The 19,552-nt window shown below is 39.8% G+C and carries 20 protein-coding genes; 2 read left to right on the top strand and 18 right to left on the bottom strand.

Annotated features, from left to right (window positions below):
• Positions 1–72: 72 nt before the first annotated feature.
• The 16 genes from ftsY to Q0507_RS08830 all read right to left on the bottom strand — a co-directional run bounded on the left by ftsY (position 73) and on the right by Q0507_RS08830 (position 15,741).
• The gene (ftsY, locus tag Q0507_RS08905; RefSeq protein ID WP_298715191.1) at positions 73–1,008 is read right to left on the bottom strand and encodes a signal recognition particle-docking protein FtsY; all 936 of its coding nucleotides are present in this window, start codon (positions 1,006–1,008) and stop codon (positions 73–75) included.
• Entirely contained in the window at positions 1,008–4,562 is a 3,555-nt protein-coding gene (gene smc, locus Q0507_RS08900) for a chromosome segregation protein SMC (protein ID WP_298715188.1), read from the bottom strand. The genes ftsY and smc overlap by 1 nt, the downstream gene beginning before the upstream one ends.
• A gap of 45 nt (positions 4,563–4,607) precedes the next feature.
• Entirely contained in the window at positions 4,608–5,798 is a 1,191-nt protein-coding gene (locus Q0507_RS08895; RefSeq protein ID WP_298715186.1) for an elongator complex protein 3, read from the bottom strand.
• 116 nt (positions 5,799–5,914) lie between these two features.
• Complete coding sequence (rnc, locus tag Q0507_RS08890; protein WP_298715184.1) at positions 5,915–6,655, bottom strand: ribonuclease III; 741 nt, start codon at positions 6,653–6,655, stop codon at positions 5,915–5,917.
• Entirely contained in the window at positions 6,655–7,899 is a 1,245-nt protein-coding gene (fabF, locus tag Q0507_RS08885) for a beta-ketoacyl-ACP synthase II (RefSeq protein ID WP_298715180.1), read from the bottom strand. Before fabF ends, rnc begins: the two co-directional genes overlap by 1 nt.
• A 35-nt stretch (positions 7,900–7,934) precedes the next feature.
• The gene (locus Q0507_RS08880) at positions 7,935–8,891 is read right to left on the bottom strand and encodes a nitronate monooxygenase family protein (RefSeq protein WP_298715178.1); all 957 of its coding nucleotides are present in this window, start codon (positions 8,889–8,891) and stop codon (positions 7,935–7,937) included.
• 77 nt (positions 8,892–8,968) lie between these two features.
• Positions 8,969–9,199, bottom strand: a complete 231-nt coding sequence (locus Q0507_RS08875; protein WP_004693441.1) for an acyl carrier protein — start codon at positions 9,197–9,199, stop codon at positions 8,969–8,971.
• A 51-nt stretch (positions 9,200–9,250) separates the two neighbouring features.
• Complete coding sequence (gene fabG, locus Q0507_RS08870) at positions 9,251–9,994, bottom strand: 3-oxoacyl-[acyl-carrier-protein] reductase (RefSeq protein WP_298715176.1); 744 nt, start codon at positions 9,992–9,994, stop codon at positions 9,251–9,253.
• Between the two features lies 1 nt (position 9,995).
• Entirely contained in the window at positions 9,996–10,937 is a 942-nt protein-coding gene (gene fabD / locus Q0507_RS08865; protein ID WP_298715174.1) for an ACP S-malonyltransferase, read from the bottom strand.
• Positions 10,938–10,948: 11 nt separating this feature from the next.
• On the bottom strand, positions 10,949–11,893 hold the full coding sequence (fabK, locus tag Q0507_RS08860; protein WP_298715172.1) for an enoyl-[acyl-carrier-protein] reductase FabK: 945 nt from the start codon (positions 11,891–11,893) through the stop codon (positions 10,949–10,951).
• A gap of 15 nt (positions 11,894–11,908) precedes the next feature.
• On the bottom strand, positions 11,909–12,904 hold the full coding sequence (locus Q0507_RS08855; RefSeq protein WP_298715170.1) for a beta-ketoacyl-ACP synthase III: 996 nt from the start codon (positions 12,902–12,904) through the stop codon (positions 11,909–11,911).
• A complete protein-coding gene (gene plsX, locus Q0507_RS08850) occupies positions 12,888–13,916 on the bottom strand; it encodes a phosphate acyltransferase PlsX (RefSeq protein WP_298715168.1) in 1,029 nt (342 codons plus the stop codon). The genes Q0507_RS08855 and plsX overlap by 17 nt, the downstream gene beginning before the upstream one ends.
• Positions 13,917–13,919: 3 nt before the next feature.
• On the bottom strand, positions 13,920–14,480 hold the full coding sequence (fapR, locus tag Q0507_RS08845; protein ID WP_298715166.1) for a transcription factor FapR: 561 nt from the start codon (positions 14,478–14,480) through the stop codon (positions 13,920–13,922).
• Between the two features lie 310 nt (positions 14,481–14,790).
• A complete protein-coding gene (gene rpmF, locus Q0507_RS08840; protein WP_004693428.1) occupies positions 14,791–14,967 on the bottom strand; it encodes a 50S ribosomal protein L32 in 177 nt (58 codons plus the stop codon).
• A gap of 25 nt (positions 14,968–14,992) precedes the next feature.
• The gene (locus tag Q0507_RS08835; RefSeq protein ID WP_298715164.1) at positions 14,993–15,505 is read right to left on the bottom strand and encodes a DUF177 domain-containing protein; all 513 of its coding nucleotides are present in this window, start codon (positions 15,503–15,505) and stop codon (positions 14,993–14,995) included.
• Positions 15,506–15,606: 101 nt separating this feature from the next.
• Positions 15,607–15,741: a rubredoxin gene (locus Q0507_RS08830; RefSeq protein WP_004693422.1), complete on the bottom strand. Its 135-nt coding sequence runs from the start codon at positions 15,739–15,741 to the stop codon at positions 15,607–15,609.
• Between the two features lie 531 nt (positions 15,742–16,272).
• Between Q0507_RS08830 and Q0507_RS08825 the strand changes: the two genes are divergently transcribed.
• The gene (locus Q0507_RS08825) at positions 16,273–17,226 is read left to right on the top strand and encodes a nitronate monooxygenase (RefSeq protein ID WP_298715162.1); all 954 of its coding nucleotides are present in this window, start codon (positions 16,273–16,275) and stop codon (positions 17,224–17,226) included.
• Positions 17,227–17,247: 21 nt separating this feature from the next.
• Complete coding sequence (locus tag Q0507_RS08820; RefSeq protein WP_298715160.1) at positions 17,248–17,796, top strand: gamma carbonic anhydrase family protein; 549 nt, start codon at positions 17,248–17,250, stop codon at positions 17,794–17,796.
• 90 nt (positions 17,797–17,886) lie between these two features.
• Here Q0507_RS08820 and Q0507_RS08815 read toward each other — a convergent pair whose 3' ends face one another.
• Positions 17,887–19,125, bottom strand: a complete 1,239-nt coding sequence (locus Q0507_RS08815; RefSeq protein ID WP_298715158.1) for a chloride channel protein — start codon at positions 19,123–19,125, stop codon at positions 17,887–17,889.
• Between the two features lie 2 nt (positions 19,126–19,127).
• Positions 19,128–19,552, bottom strand: a 425-nt coding sequence (gene nrdG, locus Q0507_RS08810) for an anaerobic ribonucleoside-triphosphate reductase activating protein (protein WP_298715156.1), incomplete at its 5' end; no start/stop codon positions are given.

Below are 19,552 nucleotides of genomic sequence, written 5' to 3'. Positions count from 1 at the left end.
TCTAGGCTAACATTACATTCATTTTTTTTATTTTCAGATTCTACATATTCAAGTAAGAATTCCCGGTTATATTTATTTGTCACCTTGAATCATTCCTTTATTAAATAGTGCATTAGCAAATTCTTTTGCATTAAATGGACGCAAGTCATCCATACCTTCGCCAACGCCAATCCAGCGTACGGGTACGCCTAGTTCCTCTTTAATAGAGATAACTACGCCGCCTTTTGCCGTACCATCTAGTTTAGTTACTACAATACCATTTACTGGTACAGCTTGACCAAATAATTTAGCTTGGCTTACTGCATTTTGACCCGTAGTACCATCTAAAACGAGCAATGTTTGATGCGGCGCACCTTCTACGTGGTTATTCGCTACGCGCCCCATCTTTTTAAGCTCTTCCATAAGGTTAACCTTAGTATGTAGACGACCAGCCGTATCTACGATAACAAGGTCTGCATTACGAGCTTTTGCAGCTTCCATTGCATCATATACAACAGCAGCAGGATCTGCACCTTCTTTGTGTTTAACAATCGGCACACCAACGCGATCAGCCCAAATAGATAATTGGTCAGCTGCAGCAGCACGGAATGTATCACCTGCAGCAATGATAACCTTTTTACCTTCTTTAGTATAATAGTTAGCCAATTTAGCGATTGTCGTTGTTTTACCAACACCATTTACACCAACTACAAGGATGACCTCAGGATGGTGCAAAGTAATTTCATCTTCTTGATCGATGAGCATTTCCGTGATACGGTCTTCCATAAACGGCATTACATCACCAGTATGATTGATGATACCTTCTGTTACACCACGACGAATTTCTTTCATCAAGTATTCTGTCGTCTTAGGACCTAGATCACTAGTAAGCATAACTGCTTCTAAATCATCTAAGAAATCATCATCGATTTGCGCATAACCAATAACGATGCTTTCTACATTTTTTACAAAAGACTTACGAGTTTTCTCTAAACCGTCTTTAATTTTATCAAAGAATCCAAATGCCATTATGCTAGATCCTCCTTCACATCTTCAAATGCTACTGTTAATAATCGCGATACACCGCGTTCCACCATGGTTACCCCTTGTAGTACTTCGGCAGCTTCCATCGTCTTTTTACGGTGAGATACAACGATAAATTGTGTTTCTTTATTTATTCGATTTAAGTAAGAGCTAAATCGTTCAACATTGGCTTCGTCAAGCGCCGCGTCAACTTCGTCAAGCACACAGAACGGAGCTGGACGATAGTCAAGGAATGAGAACAATAAAGCGATAACCGTAAGAGCACGCTCGCCACCCGATAAGAGTGTCAATTGTTGACGCTTTTTCCCAGGTGGTTGAATGTAGAAGTCGATACCACCCGTCAAGATATTATCTGGATCAGTAAGTACAATTTGAGCAGTACCGCCACCAAACAATTGGCTGAATACTTCTTGGAATCTACGGCCTACCACATCCAATACATCGTATAGCTGTGTACTCATAGCCTTATCCATTTCAGCAATAACCGCCTGTAATTGCGCCTTTGCTGTATCTAAATCAGCTAATTGTGTGCTTAAGAAATCATAGCGTTCTTTAGTCTCTTCGTATTCCTCAACGGCATTTGGATTGACTGGACCCAATTCGGCAATTTCCGCCATCAAACGAGCTTGCTCATCCTTCCAATCGTTAACGGAGCCTTCAATGCGAAGGGCTTGAGCATCTTCCAAAGTAAAGCCTAGCTCTTGTAATTCTTCTACAAAGCGCTCACAGTCCATGCGATGACGTGTAATTTTACCTTCCATATCAACAAGGCGACCTTGCACCACTTTGTAGCGTTGATTCAATCGGTCTTGCTCACTAAGGATAGATTCCATTTCCTCGCGCCCCGTAGACGTTTTATCATAGGCTTCATCGCGAAGAGCACGCAATCGTTCAACCTCAGCCGTAGCAGAGGTCAACTCTTGTTCTGCAACTTCCTGAGCCATAGGTATTTCCTCTTCATAGCGTTGTGTAGTACTAACTAACAAATTACGAAGTGGTGTTAAGCGCTCAATAATACTAGAAATAGACTGATTACGCTGTTCACGTTGTGATTCCCGTTCCTGAATGGTATGTCGCAAGGTATCACAAGTAAGGCGAGCTTCTGTAAAAGCTTCATACGCCTCTTGTTGTACCTTTTGCAACACAGTCAATCGATCCATCAACGCCCCTTGATTACCATCCACACCATGATCCTCTTGCAAGGAAGCTAATGCTGTTTCTTGATCTTTCAAGTTAGCTGTTGTAGTAGCCAAATCAATATCAATTTGTACTAAACGTTGCTCTTCTTCGTGGAGAACACGTTTCTTACGATCCAGCTGATTTTGTATATTTTGTACCTTTGTTTCGCTAGCCACATAGAGTAAGTTCGTATGCTGATAGCTTTCATCAAGGGTCACTTGTTCCTTTTCAGCCTCTTCAACCCGTTTTTCAAGGCGTTCTAAGTTAGCTATTAAGGAACGAATTTGACCTTCAGTTTGTACCAGTTCTTGTTCAAGACTAGCAGCCTCTTCCTTGCGGCTCAATACAGAAGCACGCTTGCGCTTTGTGGCACCACCGGTTAAAGAACCACCAGGTTGAAATTGTTCCCCCGTAAGAGTTACGATGCGCAATTGCTGATTGTATTTTTTCTGTAATCCAATGGCATCATCCATGGAAGATACTACCAAGGTGCGACCCAATAAGTATTGGAAGATATGGGCGTACTTATTATCAAAGGAAATACAATCAACAGCAGTGCCTAATACACAGCTTTCATGTAAAGCCGGTGTATCATATGGTTTACCTTTAACAGAATCCATCGGCAAAAAGGTTACGCGACCACCTTGGATAGATTTCAAATAATTGACACCCTCCGCAGCAGCGCGAGCCGTAGTAGTCACAACATGGTTAACACTTCCTCCTAAGGCCGTTTCGATAGCCGTAGTATATTTGTCCTCTACCGTAAAGAGATCGCCAACAGCGCCCGTGATCTGTTCTCGCCAAGAACCTTTACCATTGAGGATGTTCTTTGTGCCTTCTAAGTAACCTTCGTGCTGTTCCTCCCACTGTGCTAATAGTTCTAATCGACCTTTTGCACGTTGTTCTTGAGTGCGCAGCTTTTGTAATTCCTTACGCTCTTCACGCGCTTTAATAGCCGCATCCTTAGCCTTATCAACGAGGGCTTGTCGTTGAGCAGATAAGGCATTAAACTTTTGACCTAGCGCTTCAAATTCAGAACGAGCGACTTGTAGTTCACTATCTACCTGTGCTATTTCAGATTCTAGAATAGCACATTGATTTTTACTTTCCACCTTGCGAGCTTCTAAGCTCCGAATACTAGCCTTAGCCGTTTCAATAGCACTCACAACTTCTAATTGACGTTGCTCAAAAGCCTCTCGATTGGATTGCAAGGATTGGAACTTAGCTTGTTCTGACCTTACATCTTCAATAGCCTTTTTATAACTCGCTTCTAATTCTTCTAAATTAGACTCTTTTTCTACTAATTGAGCACTTTCATCTTGAATCAATTGATTTAAGATAAGCAATTGTTGCTCCTCACCCTTTTGCGTAGCCTCTAACTCGCTAATGCGCATAGACGTTTCATCTAATTCACGGCGCGCTGTTTTTAGTTGCTCTTCTAAAAGACGTAAGTGACCAGATAAGCGTTCTTCATCACGTTGCTTTTCAGTATATTGAGCCTCCCACAACTTAAGCTGTTCCTGCTCTTTTGACGAGGACGATTGCAATTCGTGACGACGAGCCTCTAATTTAGACAATTCAGTTTGAAGCTCAATTTCTTCATCTTTAAAGGCAATATTATCGTTTTCAAAACGTGTTAAAAGGCGATCAGAGGTCTTATAATTGTGAAAGCCTAATGCCCCATCATAATCGCGCTTTGCGCGGCTTAAAGTCATATATTTTTTAGTCTTTTCCGCTTTTTCAGACAAAGGTCCTAGTTGCTCTTCAATGGTAGCCATTACGTCCCGTACACGCTCCATATTACGGTCTGTACTAGCAATACGACGTAAAGCATCTTCTTTATTAATTTTAAAGCGAGAAATCCCAGCTACATCTTCAAAGATAAGACGACGTTCTTCAGGTTTAGAATTTAAAATAGCATCAATTCGGTTCTGTCCAATAATGGCCATGGAATCTTTACCAAGACCGGTATCTGCCAGTAAAAGATGTATGTCCTTTAAACGACAAGAGCGCTTATTGATGAGAAACTCACTTTCACCAGTACGATAGATACGGCGTGTTATAGCCACCTCTGCCATATCTAAATCTAATTGTTGATCACTATTGTCAAATACAAGAGTAACCTCAGCAGCACTCATAGGTTTGCGCTTTTCCGTACCAGAGAAAATGATATCCTCTGCTTTTTGACCACGTAAATTACGAACATTGGATTCCCCTAAAACCCATTTCATGGCATCCGTAATATTACTTTTACCGCTTCCGTTAGGACCAATAACGGCAGTCATTCCTGGTGAGAATTTTACAACCGTCTTATCTGCAAACGATTTAAAGCCCTTTAATTCCAACCGAAGTAATTGCATGACTGCCTCCTTTCTACTAACAACCCTAAATAATCATATCTTTTATTATAACACATATTGTAGGCCATCAATACAGCACCGAACGGTATTTCTCGTACTTTCTTCACACCATCGTATACTATATTGTGGGTATAACTCAGCGAAATATAACACATTTCGATTGTTAAGCCCTCGCACCTTAGAGGTTAAGCTTCTAGGATAAGAAATAATAATATTGTTTTTTGTTGCAATACTATTATTCCCAATATAATTTGTTTTATCATTATTAGTCTTATCTTTACATCCAGTATTATCAGCATTAACTTTACTAAATCCTAGATTTTCATAAGTAGCGTATTCAGTTAGATTAAAACAATCGTTACTTAGTGAGTACTTATACTGAGATACATGCTCATCAATACAACGTTCAATTCGCTGCTTATACTGTTCATTTACAACTAGCTCCCCCATAGCTGGCTCATATGGACCTGCCACTAAGCTATTACCGGAATCTAATTCTTCTGTACTTTGTAAACCCGTGCGAATGACTTCAATACCATGCTGCTCAAACCAATCTTTTAAAAATGCACAATACTGTATAGCAAGCTCAGTACTTAGTGGTTCATATTCTCCAGCTCTATATTGATCGGCTAGCTCTGTATTCTCTATAACTAATACAGGATAAATACGTACAAAGTCTGGTTGTAATGCAGCTACCGCAATGGCCGTTTCTATTATGGTTTGCCAAGTTTCTCCTTTTAGTCCTGGTAAAAGTTGCACTCCAACGGTCATATCACGCTGTTTTAATCGTGCAACAGCCTCTACTACCTCTTGTGCCGTATGCCCCCTCTTAGCATCGACTAAAATACCATCATTCATAGACTGCACACCAAGTTCTACAGTTTTTACTCCATAAGACTGTAATAATGTAATCGCTTCATCACCTACAGCATCAGGTCTTGTAGAGCAACGTATGCCATCAATAATACCCCGTTGAAGCATTTCATAAGCAGGCATTAATAATTTATGTTGTAAATCTTTAGGAATAGCCGTAAATGATCCCCCATAAAAGGCAACCTCCCAAAACTTTTCGCACCGTTTTGTGCCTACATAGTCTTTAATTGTTTGTTGTATATATTCTGGAGTTAGGTGACTAATACCAGATTGACCCGTAATACGAGATTGATTACAAAATGTACACACATAGGGACAACCTACATGAGGTATAAAAAAGGGAATCATACCAAATGGTTTCATAGACACCTCCTCTTCTTATGTAAAATTATCACTCATCTACTATTATATAGATTATTACTCATATACTATATTATTCACATACTATTATACAGAAAAAAGCGCCATTCGGCGCTTTTCTATTTATCAGCCATCAACTTTTCTAAAGTCAATTGAGCCGCATGTTGTTCTGCAATTTTTTTACTTTTACCAGAGCCGGCCTCGTAAGTAATACCATTGATTTCAACCTCCATATGAAAGGTTTTAGCATGGTCGGGACCACTTTCACTGAGCAAATGATAGACAATATGTTTATCCCCATCTCGTTGCACATATTCTTGTAATAATGTCTTATAATCTTTGCCCCGCTTACCTTCTAAGGCTTGCATGATATAAGTAGTTAAATGTTTCAAAACGAAGGTCATTACCGTTTGGTAATCTGTAGAAATATAAATAGCACCAATGAGAGACTCAAAGGTATCAGCTAGTATAGAGTTCCGATCATTACCGCCAGAAGCGCGTTCGCCATGACCAAGCAATAAATATTGTCCTAGTTCTAAAGAACGACTCACAGATGCTAAAGAATCCTCACATACTGTAGCAGCCTTAATTTTCGTCAAATTACCTTCTGCCATATCTGGATAATTTTTAAATAGGTATTCCCCAATAATAAGATCCAATACAGCATCGCCTAAAAACTCTAATCGTTGATTGTGATGTATATGCTTTGATTTATGTTCATTCGCATAAGATGTATGTGTAAAAGCACAATCTATAATGGATATATCTGACACAGGTATGTCTAAACGAGCAACAAGCCCATGAAGAGATTCTTCACGAGCTTGTGTCATCTTACTCTTATGCGCTTCGATAGCAACCATTAAGCTTCATAACGGCGAATGCAAAGCGTACCGTTATGACCACCAAAACCGAAAGAGTTGGAAAGTGCACATTTAACTTCAAGTTCACGTGCCCCTTCACGAACATAGTCTAGATCCAAACCTTCATCAGGATTGTCACAGTTAATTGTAGGGTGAACTTTACCAGTTTCGATAGCCATCGCCATAACGATAGTTTCGATAGCACCAGCAGCACCTAATAAGTGACCTGTCATGGATTTTGTAGAGTTAACAGCGATATTTTTAGCGTGATCGCCGAACAATTCTTTAATAGCCAATGTTTCATTTTGGTCATTAAGGCCAGTAGATGTACCATGAGCATTGATGTAGTTAACGTCTTTAGGATCGATACCTGCATCTTTAATTGCTAATTCCATACATTTACGAGCTTGTACACCACCAGGAGCTGGTGCAGTGATGTGGTAAGCATCACCATTGGTACCATAACCTACTACTTCAGCATAAATGTGAGCGCCACGAGCTTTTGCGTGTTCTAATTCTTCAAGAACTACGATACCAGCGCCTTCACCCATTACGAAACCATCGCGATCACGGTCAAATGGACGGGATGCTTTTGTTGGCTCGTCATTGCGTGTAGACATAGCTTTCATAGCTGCGAAACCAGCTACTGCAGCTGGAGATACAGCTGCTTCAGTACCACCAGCGAACATCACATCAGCATCACCGCGTTGAATGATACGGAATGCATCGCCGATAGCATTAGTACCAGAGGTACAAGCTGTTACGTCTGTAATAACAGGACCTTTAAGACCAAGGCGAATGGATACACGTGCAGATGTCATATTTGCAATCATCATAGGTACTGCAAACGGACTTACACGGCCAGGACCTTTATCAAACAAAGTTTCATATACCTCATGGATAGAGTCAATACCACCAATACCAGTACCAACTACAGTGCCACAGCGGTCTAAATCTGCTTTATCTAAATCAAGATCAGCATCTTCACAAGCAAGAACAGCTGCACCGATAGCAAATTCTACGGAACGGTCCATACGACGAGCTTCTTTTTTGTCTACGCCATAGTTTGTAATATCAAAATCTTTTACTTCACCAGCAATGCGTGTTGCATAGTCAGATGCGTCAAAGCGTGTAATCGGCCCAATACCAGATTGACCTGCTAATAACGCATTGTAGAAGTTCTCTTTACCGATACCTACAGGAGTCACTGCCCCTAAGCCAGTAATTACTACACGTTTTTCCAATTATTCCACCTCTTATAGCTATACAGCCCTTTAAATTAATCAATCTCTGCTACTTGCTGTTTCAATTGAGCAAAGATATCTTTAACTGGCATAATCTTGTCGACTTTTCTCATATTATTGCCAGAGAACACCAAACCTGTTTCCACATCACCTTGTTGTGCACGAGAAAGAGCACGGATAATACAGAATTTATGAGAACAATGTTTTAAACAGTTATCACACACCGTTGGAGGTGCTACAGTACCATCTAAAACAGATTCAGCAAATTTGTTTTTAATTGCTTGACCAGGCAAACCAACAGGACTTTGAATCAGTACAATATCCTCAGGGTTTGTAGCTCGAACATACATTTTTTTCAATTCATCAGATGCGTTACATTCATCAGAAGCAGCAAAACGGCTACCCATTTGAACACCACTAGCACCTAGTTTCAACATCTCAACGATGTCACGTCCATCTAGAACACCACCAGCAGCAATTACTGGAATGTTTTTTACCGCTGCCACAACTTCTGGAACAATTTCTCGAGCGGAACGATCCGTACCCAAGTGGCCACCAGCTTCGCAGCCTTCTACGATTATTGCTGCTGCACCTAACCCCTCAGAAATGCGAGCTAATTTTGCGGACGAAACGATTGGTACAATTGGAGTACCAGAGTCTTTGCCCATTGCGAACATATCTCTTGAAAAACCAGCACCTGCTACTACAAGATCAATGCCTTCTTCGATGGCAGTTTTTACTAAACCAGCAAATTGAGTTGCTGCTACCATCGCATTTATACCAATAATACCCGTAGGTGATAATTTTCTAGCTAATTGTATTTCGTATCGTAATTCATCGAAAGGCAAACCAGATGCCGCAATAAGGCCGATACCACCTTCATTTGCAACGGCTGCTGCCAAGCGAGCTGTAGACAATCTAATCGCCATACCACCTTGAATAATAGGTACTTTGGCCACTAGATTCCCAATGCGAAGTTCAGGGAGCTTCAATATAAAATCCTCCTGTAAATAAAACCGGTTGGGAGGCCACTCGGCCTCCCGTTCGGTTGAATTGTTAGCTTTACAGCTTATTTAGCAGAATCAATATATTCTACTGTATCCTTAACGGTTTTAATTTTTTCTGCAACGTCGTCAGGGATTTCAACATTGAATTCTTCTTCGAATGCCATGATCAATTCAACGATATCTAAGGAGTCAGCGCCTAAGTCGTCGATGAATGTAGAATCAATGGTAACTTCAGCTTCATCAACGCCTAATTGTTCCACAACGATTGCTTTTACTTTATCGAAAGTGTTCATTGGTGGTTCACCTCCTTTCAAAGTGTATTTATATATAGTCTAATTTTACAACTACATTACCATTCCGCCATCTACATTGATGACTTGACCAGTAACATAATTAGCAAAATCACTAGCAAGGAATGTTACTACTGTTGCTACTTCTTCAGCATCAGCCATGCGGCCCAATGGAATTTCAGTAACCATAGCTTCTTTAACTTTTTCTGGTAATACATCAGTCATATCTGTGTTGATAAAACCTGGAGCAATAGCATTAACTGTAATACCACGGCTAGCCAATTCTTTAGCACAGGATTTAGTAAAACCAATTACGCCCGCTTTAGAAGCAGCATAGTTAGTTTGACCAGCATTACCCATAACACCTACAACAGATGTCATGTTGATAATATGACCAGAACGTTGTTTCATCATGATTTTAGATACTGCTTTAGTTACCAAGTATACACCTTTAAGGTTGATATCAATTACAGCATCAAAATCTTCGTCTTTCATTCTCATCAACAAACCGTCACGAGTAATACCCGCATTATTTACGAGAATGTCAATGTGACCAAATTCTTTATGAGCTTCTTCAACCATAGAAGCAACTTCATCAGCATTTGCTACATTAGCTTTAAATTTAATGGCTTTTCGGCCTAACGCTTGTACAGCTTCAACAGTTTCTTGTGCTGCACCTTCGCTACCGCTATAGTTTACTATAACATCAGCACCGGATTGTGCTAAATGGATGGCTACAGCGCGACCAATGCCACGGGATGCACCAGTTACAATGGCTACTTTACCCTCTAAATGCATTTTATCGAACCCCCTTCAAAAATTCAAGCGTTTTCTCTAAGGATGCAATGTCTTCAACATTGGCTAATTCCATATCTTTATTGATCTTTTTAGTAAAACCTGTAAGTACTTTGCCAGGGCCTACTTCAACGAAGCTTGTTACACCAAAATTAACCATTTCAGCTACACAATCTTCCCATAAAACAGGGTTGGCAGCTTGAGTAACTAAAGACTCTTTAATGTCGTTAGCATTAGTTAAAATTTTACCTGTTACATTTGCAACTACAGGAATTTGAGCATCTCTAACTTGGATTTTATCCAACTCTTCTTTCAAACGAAGAGCTGCTGGTTCCATCAAACGGCTGTGGAATGGAGCGCTAACAGGAAGCATAACAGCACGTTTTGCACCCGCTTCTTTCATTTTTTCAGCTGCTGTTTCCACCGCTGCTGTTTCACCGGCAATAACGATTTGACCTGGGCAGTTAAAGTTAACTGCTTGTACAGAACCTACAGAAGCACTTACTTCTTCGCAAATGTCTACAACTTGCTCGCGAGGTAATGCCAAAATTGCTGCCATAGCACCTTTGCCCAATGGCACCGCTTCTTGCATGTATTCACCGCGTTTATGAACTACATATACTGCATCTTTAAAGTTCAATACACCCGCTGCTACTAGAGCACTATACTCACCAAGGCTATGACCACCTACGATATCAGGCGTAAAGCCTTGTTCTTTTAGGATTTCATAACAAGCTACGGATGCAGTCAAAATAGCTGGTTGTGTATTTGCTGTTTTAACGAGCTCTGTATCAGGACCTTCGAAGCATAATTTAGTGATAGAATAACCAAGTGCTTCGTCAGCTTCTTCAAAACGTTGTTTCACAATAGGGTACGCATTATACAAATCTTGTAACATGCCTACTTTTTGAGAACCTTGACCAGGAAAAACAAATGCCGTTTTCATTAGGGGCCTCCTTATTTACTAAGACCTTGAAGATTCTTAATTACTGTTTCAGTTTCAGATATAATATCTTTGATAATAGTTGCACATGGTTTAACATCTGTTAACATACCAGAGATTTGACCGATCATTACGGAACCTTCTTTTACATTACCTTCAATAGCAGCTAAGCGAAGTGTACCAGCACCTAATGCTTCCAATTCTTCTTTAGAGCCGCCGCTGAATTCAAGGGATTTATATTTATGAGCTAATGTATTATCGATAATACGTACAGGGTGACCTGTTGTTAAACCAGTCATAACTGTAGCACGATCTTTTGCTTTCAATACAGCATTTTTATAATTTTCATGAGCAATACATTCTTCGGATAATACGAAACGTGTACCCATTTGTACTGCTTTAGCGCCTAACGCAAATGCCGCAGCCATGCCACGACCATCAGCGATACCACCAGCAGCAATGACTGGTACATCTACAGCGTCAACTACTTGAGGAATTAATGCCATAGTTGTAATGTCACCTACGTGACCGCCAGACTCTGTACCTTCTGCAATGATTGCATCAATACCGCCACGCAATAAACGCTTCGCAAGTAATACAGATGCAACTACAGGAATAACTTTTGTGCCGATTTCTTTCAAAGCTGGAATATAAACGCCAGGATTACCTGCACCTGTAGTGATAACAGGAACACGTTCTTCCACAACGACTTCCATAACCTCTTTTACAAATGGAGACATGAGCATGATATTACAACCGAATGGCTTGCTAGTACGCTCTTTTAATTTATGGATCTCATTACGGAAAATATCAGGAGGCATGTGACCAGCACCAATAATTCCAAGACCACCAGCTTCAGAAACGGCTGCCGCTAATTCTGCAGTACCGAGCCAAGCCATACCACCTTGTAAGATTGGATACTCAATCTGCAATAAATCACAAATGTCAGTCTTAATCATCTTGATGTGTCCTCCTTAATACCATTTCAAGACAAGGCTTGCCCATGTTAGGCCTGCACCAAATCCTGCAAACGCAACATTATCACCGCGTTTGAAACGTCCTTCACGATTAGCTTCATCAAGAGCAATCGCTACAGACGCGGCAGATGTATTACCATACTTATGTAAATTAACAAAAACTTTTTCCATCGGCATATGCAAGCGTTTTGCTGCCGAATCAATAATACGAATATTTGCTTGATGAGGAATGAAGTAGTCTAATTCATTTAACTCCATACCAGCTCGTTCTAAGGATCTTAAAACTGTGCGTCCCATCGTTTTAACAGCAAATTTATATACTTCAGGGCCATCCATATGAATGAATGTTAAACCTTCTTCTACGCGTTGATCATTTGCGACCACGGCTGTACCACCAGCTGGAATGCAAAGTGATGCACCCCCTGTGCCGTCAGCCCCCATATCAATACCTTTTATACCATAACCTTCCGGTACTTCAGATACTACCGCAGCACCAGCACCATCACCAAAGAGGATACATGTGCCACGATCATTCCAGTTTACTCGGCGGGAAAGAATTTCTGCCCCTACAACGAGTACTTTTTTATAGATACCAGAGCTAATATAACTAGCAGCAGTAATCAAGCCATATACAAAACCAGAACACGCCGCTTGTAAATCATAAGCCGCTGCATTTTTAGCACCTAAGTTTGCTTGCAATACACAAGCCGCAGAAGGAATAATCATATCAGGCGTTAAGGTCGCAAATATAATCATATCGATGTCCTCTGCAGTGACATTAGCCATTTGCATAGCTTTTTTAGCCGCCTCTGTCGCCATATAGGATGTATTCATGCCTTCCGGTGCAATGCGTCGTTCCTCTATACCAGTACGTTCTCTAATCCATTGATCGTTGGTATCGACCATTTTTTCAAGATCAAAGTTTGTTACTACATTGTCAGGAAGGAAGCTCCCAGTACCAATGATTCCTACCGGTTTATTCATCATAGTCATACTTTAAGGCTCCTTCAATTTCCATCGTCTCTCGAATGTGTTGAATAATTTTACGCTCTACTAGATCGCTAGCAATCTCAATAGCACTCCTAATTTCTTTTGCCTTAGAGCTACCATGGGATATCATAAATACACCATTAACACCTAAGAGTGGAGCACCACCGTTTTCCGTATGATCTAAGCGCTTAGCCATTTTTTTCAAAGCCGGCTTAACTAACATAGCACCGATTTTGGCAAAAATACTTCCTGCCATGATACTATCTTTTACTAATTGTGTAAGGCCTGTTACCAAGCCTTCTGCAAATTTTAGAACCACATTACCCACGAAGCCATCACATACGACAACATCAACGGCACCTTTAGGAATATCACGACCTTCAATATTGCCTTTAAAATTGATAATCTTCATGCGTTCCAAAATTGGATACGTTGATAGAACGACATCGTTCCCTTTTGTCGCTTCTTCGCCAATATTTAATAATCCCACTGTAGGATTTTCTTTGCCTAATAAAAGCTTAGCATATTCAGATCCCATCAAGGCACCTTGAACAAGATGTTTAGGTTTACTGTTGGAGTTTGCACCAGAGTCTAACATAACAGTAATTCCATTGACTGTTGGCATCGGAGTTGCAATAACAGGGCGATCAACCCCCTTAATCCGACCGAGACCAAATAAAGCTGCTGCAACAGCAGCACCCGTGCTACCTGGAGCAATTACGGCATCACATTGATGTTCACGAACTAATGAAGTTGCGACCACAACAGATGCATCTTTTTTCTTACGCAATGCTTGACCTGGATGTTCATCCATACCGATTACTTGACTGGCATGATGTACAGAAATACTTGGATTTTTAGCCTCATTATTAGCTTCTAATATATCAAAAATTTGCTGCTCATCGCCGACGAGCACCACTTCAATGTGTTCATTTGCTCGTACGGCTTCAATGGATCCTAGTACAGTCTCCAATGGAGCAAAGTCGCCACCCATGGCGTCTATTGCAATTTTCATAATTTACACCCTATTCTCTACGGATTCCATAATAAATTTTGCGCGAAATACTTCTTTTATTTTATCTCTTATTATGACCCAAATAAAGAACTTATTACCTCGGCGACGAACAATTTCTGCTTTAGCCACCAAATTGGTACCAGCCCCTACTGGATTCTTATACTTTATATTTCCAACTTCCGCAGAGCAAACAGTAGTCCCCATGACTACTTTTGCGAGGGAGTTCGCTTGAGCATATAAATACTGTGGCTCTACATAGCCAAACCGATCTTCCATATCAACCGTGGTACGTAGCATAGATAGTGCTTGGTGCCCTTCGGTGACATCGATCAATTCTCCAACCACTTCATACGGTACATGTTCTACCATGTCATGTGATTGGCCTGTAGCCATGGCTCGAATGCGTTCACGCAATTCAGGAATACCCAATTCTAGTCGATCAAGACGAATTGTTGGCACACTTACACCAAAGTGCGTTGCCAGTTCTTCATCAGTAAGAAATGGCGTAATATTCAGTTTTTCTTGTAACTGCTTCTGGCGCTCTTGCTTCTTTAACCGACTCATGGGACCACCTTTTATGACCTAGTATTAATATTACATCCTAAGTATATACAATAATTCCCCTATTGGCAAGACTTTTCATACATATAGTAACAGATTTTCATAGCATATACAAAATATAGTTATTATTTTATATTTTAGTAGTTTTTAATTTATAAAAACATAAAAAAGTGTCACTATCTTATAGATTAATCTTACTATAAAAAAGTGACACTTACTAATAATTATGAAATATATAAAATTATAAGTCTATAACTAAAAACTATATAAAAAAGACGCCTACAAGAGTAGGCGTCTTTTTTCCGCTCACATATTAAGCATTAGCTACTACTTGCTCACCTTTATAGTGACCACATGTAGGGCAAACACGATGAGGCATCTTAGGTTCGTGGCATTGTGGACATGCTACATAACCAGGAGCTTCTAATTTCCAATTAGCACGACGACGATCGCGACGGCATTTAGACAATCTACGCTTAGGTACTGCCATTATCTGCACCTCCTTAGTACAATCATTAGGATAATCTATCATCTTTCTCATCAAGCAAAGCACGTAACTCTGCAAATCGAGGATCCACCACAAAGGATTCACAAGAACAAGGTGAAACATTCAAATTTGCTCCGCAATGAACGCACAATCCTTTGCAATCATCCTGACATAACACTTGAGAGGGCTCATTGATGATTAATGTATCCCTAATTAGTTCAGTTAAGTCAATTTCCTCTCCATCAAAAGAAGTCACATCGTCCGCAGCATCTCGACGATCACTAAAGATTTCCTCAAAGAAATCCTTACGGTTATGTTCTGTCGTATGTAAACAACGAGAACAATCGTAATCGCCTTTAGACTCTATCGAACCTTGAACGATGTAATTTTGACCATCAAACCAAAACTCACCACTAATGGTTATATCATGACGGCTCCAAGGAAAAGCAGTTACGTCACCAAGCTCAGAGGTTGGTATCGTATAGCTATAAGGAAATTTCTTTCCTATATGTTCTTTTGCTTGCTCTACTTGCAGTTTCATAATCTTACCTCGACTCATAATATTATAAACATGACATAGTGCTTTGTCAAATAAAAAAGACTATCTTAAGTGGACTCAAGATAGTCTTTTTGGTAAGTCAATTACATTTTTTCGAATTGGTCTTTACCAACACCGCAAATTGGGCAAACATAATCAGCTGGTTGATCTTCGAATTTTACGCCTTCAACAGCTTCGTCATAAACCCAACCACATACTACGCATACGTATTTTTCCATGTGTATTTCCTCCTTCACTTGAAAATTATTGCTAAATGTTTATCTTTAATTAATTCAGATACTCTATCTGTAATGTAGTATATCAAAGATATCGAAACTTTTCAATACTCATTTTCGTATTTTCTCATTTTTTATAATATTTAATTATCATAGATACTATGCGGTTTTCTCCTACTTACATAATTTGAAACGCATTATCATTTAGACTCTATATCTCTAATTTCACTACTAATCATGTTGTTATAAACTAATATTTAAAAATAATTTTTGAAAGTTATTGCTTTAATTAATACCTTTAATAACCTTATCTGAGGTGTACATAATTACTGTATTATACTATTATATATAGAAGAGATTATATGATTATATATAGACTCCAACAATATGCTTTAATTACTTTAGTATATAGGTATATACTGATGAATATTCTTAACTTTATTAACACTCTATTTATTATATAAGGATGAAATAATTATTTTATAGAGGTTTAATAAAGAGTTCGCAAATTCAATTGTTATCATAGGAGGCTTTATGAGAACAGCTTTAACACAACTTTTACAAATCGAATACCCTATTATTCAAGGTGCAATGGCTTGGGTATCAGAACACAAATTAGTTGCTGCCGTAGCTAATGCTGGTGCTACTGGTGTAATGGCTCTTGGTGGTCGCGATGCTGAATGGACACGCAACGAGATTCGTGCCTGCAAAGAGTTAACAGACAAGCCTTTCGGTGTTAACCTCATGTTGATGGCACCTAATAAAGATGAATTAGTGGATATTATCATCGAAGAAAAACCTGCATTCGTAACGCTTGGCGCAGGCAACCCTGTACCATATATTAAACCATTTCAAGATGCAGGTATCAAAGTGATTCCTGTTGTTCCATCCTTAAAACTTGCTAAACGTATTGAAGAGGCTGGTGCTGATGCAATTATTATTGAAGGAATGGAAGCCGGTGGACATATTGGCAACCAAACAACTATGTCTTTGATGGAAAATATTTTACCTGAAATTTCCATTCCTGTTGTTGTAGCTGGCTCTATCGTAGATGGTCGTGGCCTTGCAGCCGCATTATTAATGGGTGCAGATGGTGTACAAATGGGCTCTCGCTTCTTGTTAGCTGAAGAATGCCAAGCTCACCAAAATATGAAAGAAGCAATTATCAAAGCCACTGATACAGACTCTATTGTAACTGGTCTTCTCTCTGGTCACGGCGGGGTGCGTAGTTTGAAAAATGAGTTCACTACGCGTTACTTAGCTGCTGAAACAGATGGTGTTACTACCCCTGAAGAGCGCACTAAAATGTCTCAAGGCACTAATAAACGTGCTGCTATCGATGGCGATGTTGTAAACGGCGCTGTGCAAGTCGGCCAAGGCTTAAATCGACTCACTGCTATTGAACCTGCTCACACTATCGTGCAAACAGTAATGAATGAAGCCATTATGTCTATTCGTAAAGCACAACGCCTTATTGAAATCGTATAGTTAATATCATAGGAGTCCCTCATGTTACCATTTCACGGAAAATACCCTAAATTAGATCCTAAAAGCTGTGTTATGCCTGGCGCAGAACTTGCAGGTGATGTTGAACTAAAAGAATATGCTTCTATTTGGCAAAATTGTGCACTTCGCGGTGACGTAAATAAAATCATCGTAGGTCGCTATTCTAATGTACAAGATAACTCTGTATTACACGTTGATGATGACAAGGCTTGCATCCTCGGTGATTATGTAACAATCGGCCATGGTGCAATCGTACATGCTAGTACCATCGAAGACAATGTATTAGTTGGAATGGGTGCTATTGTATTAAGTGGCTGCCACATCGGTGCTGGCTCTATTATCGCCGCTGGTGCAGTCTTAAAAGAAAATACTGTGATTCCACCTAACTCTTTAGTTGTTGGAATTCCAGCTCGCGTAACACGTACAGATGAAACGCAAATCGAACGTATTCACAATCAAGCATTAAAATATAAACACTTGTGGACTGTAGAATACGGTATGCTCCCTGATGCAGGTGGTGAAGAATACGATAAAAACGCAAAGATCGTATAACACATATATAACAAAAGCGGATAGTTGATGAAGTCAACTATCCGCTTTATTTTTATTCAATTAATTACTTTTATTAACCGTCATTTAGTGCTAATTAGCACTGTTTAATTTCAATTGAATCATTTGCTCTACCATAAGTGCTGTACCCAATGTTAAAGCTATAGGAAACAACATTTCTACAGAGAAACGGGATAACTCAAGCATAAACACACAGGATGTCATAGGCATTTTTTGTGCAAGGCCCAAGAATACTACGGCCCCTACAAAAGCAGCCATACCTAAAGATATTGGCGCTACTGCAATAGACCATACAGTGCCAAATACGATGGCTAAAGTGCTACCTAGCATCATAGATGGAGTAATACGACCGCCATAAGCGCCAGCCGCCAAAGCGAGCAAAACGGCTATCCATTTAGATCCAAATAGACTTAATGCGTAGGTCCATGTTATATCGTTTGTAAAGGTCAACTCATTACCAGCTTTACCATTCCCAAGAATTTCAGGAAAATACATGGACAAAGCACCAATTAATGTAAAAGCAACAATTGATATAGGAATCATAATTGGACTACTACGGTGAATAGCTGGTAATTTACTTTGCGTTATATTAAATAACACTACTCCAACAGCAATAATAGCACCTAATGCAATAGAAAACTCTACATAATGACTACCCAAACTGGGTTGTGCCATCGTATATTGAATGACGTCCCCTACACCAGCTTGTCGCGTCACAAACGTAGCTAACCCACAACATACAAGAGCCGCACTCATAGCACGTACATTCCAAGTAAGAAGCAATGTTTCTAATGTAAATATAGCTGCTGATAAAGGTGAATTATACACAGCAGCAAGGCCTGCCCCTGCGGCACAAGCAATCAATAACTGCCGATCTTCTTTTTTTATATCGAAGTGATCTACTAAAAACGTAGTAATACCAGCACTAGCTTCTCGTGGTGCCACCTCTCGACCGAGTGGAGAGCCGATACCTACGGTAATAATTTGCAATGTAGCATGTAAAACAGTAGTAATAGGATGCATATCCATTTTTCCGGATACTGCAGCCTTTATATCTACAACACCTTTACCATATCGGTGGATGAGAAACCAACCTACGCCCCCCACTACACCACATATAATAAGAGGTATTAACCGCTCTAACGACGACACACGAGCCACCGCAGCACCAAAACTCATGTGATCTGCAGCGGAATAATTATATACAAAGTGTTGAATTCCATGTAATAAATACGTATAAAAGGCACCCACAAGTCCAGCTATAAAGCCAACTATAATAATTAATCCTATAAATCGTTTATCAAATGCCATACTTACTCCATAGCTAATACGACTTCGCAAGCTTCCAATGTCTTTTTAACATCAATAATGCGTTGATTTGAGGAACCTCTAAATCGTAATGCAGGATCCCTTAATTCATCTACAAAGCGTCCATCTACTAGGATATCTATCTCTTTTAATAGGGCACTTCGCAACTCATCTTCTAAGATATCATCTATTTCATATCCTGAGTAGGCCCAAATCTTTTTTTCTGGCGCTGCTGCACGAACAGCTCTCACCACAGGTAACAAGCCTTGTACATTTTGAAATGGCTCTCCACCTAACAAGGTTAATCCTGCACAAGTAGGATTTTTCACATAAGAAACAACTAAATCTGTTTCAGCTTGTGTCCATTCTTTACCTGCATTAAAATCTTGGTATTCTTCGTTAAAACAATTATAACAACAATGTGTACACC

The sequence above is a fragment of the uncultured Veillonella sp. genome, from assembly GCF_938010505.1.
Classification (GTDB): Bacteria; Bacillota; Negativicutes; order Veillonellales; family Veillonellaceae; genus Veillonella.
This window is presented reverse-complemented; position numbering and strand designations above follow the sequence as displayed.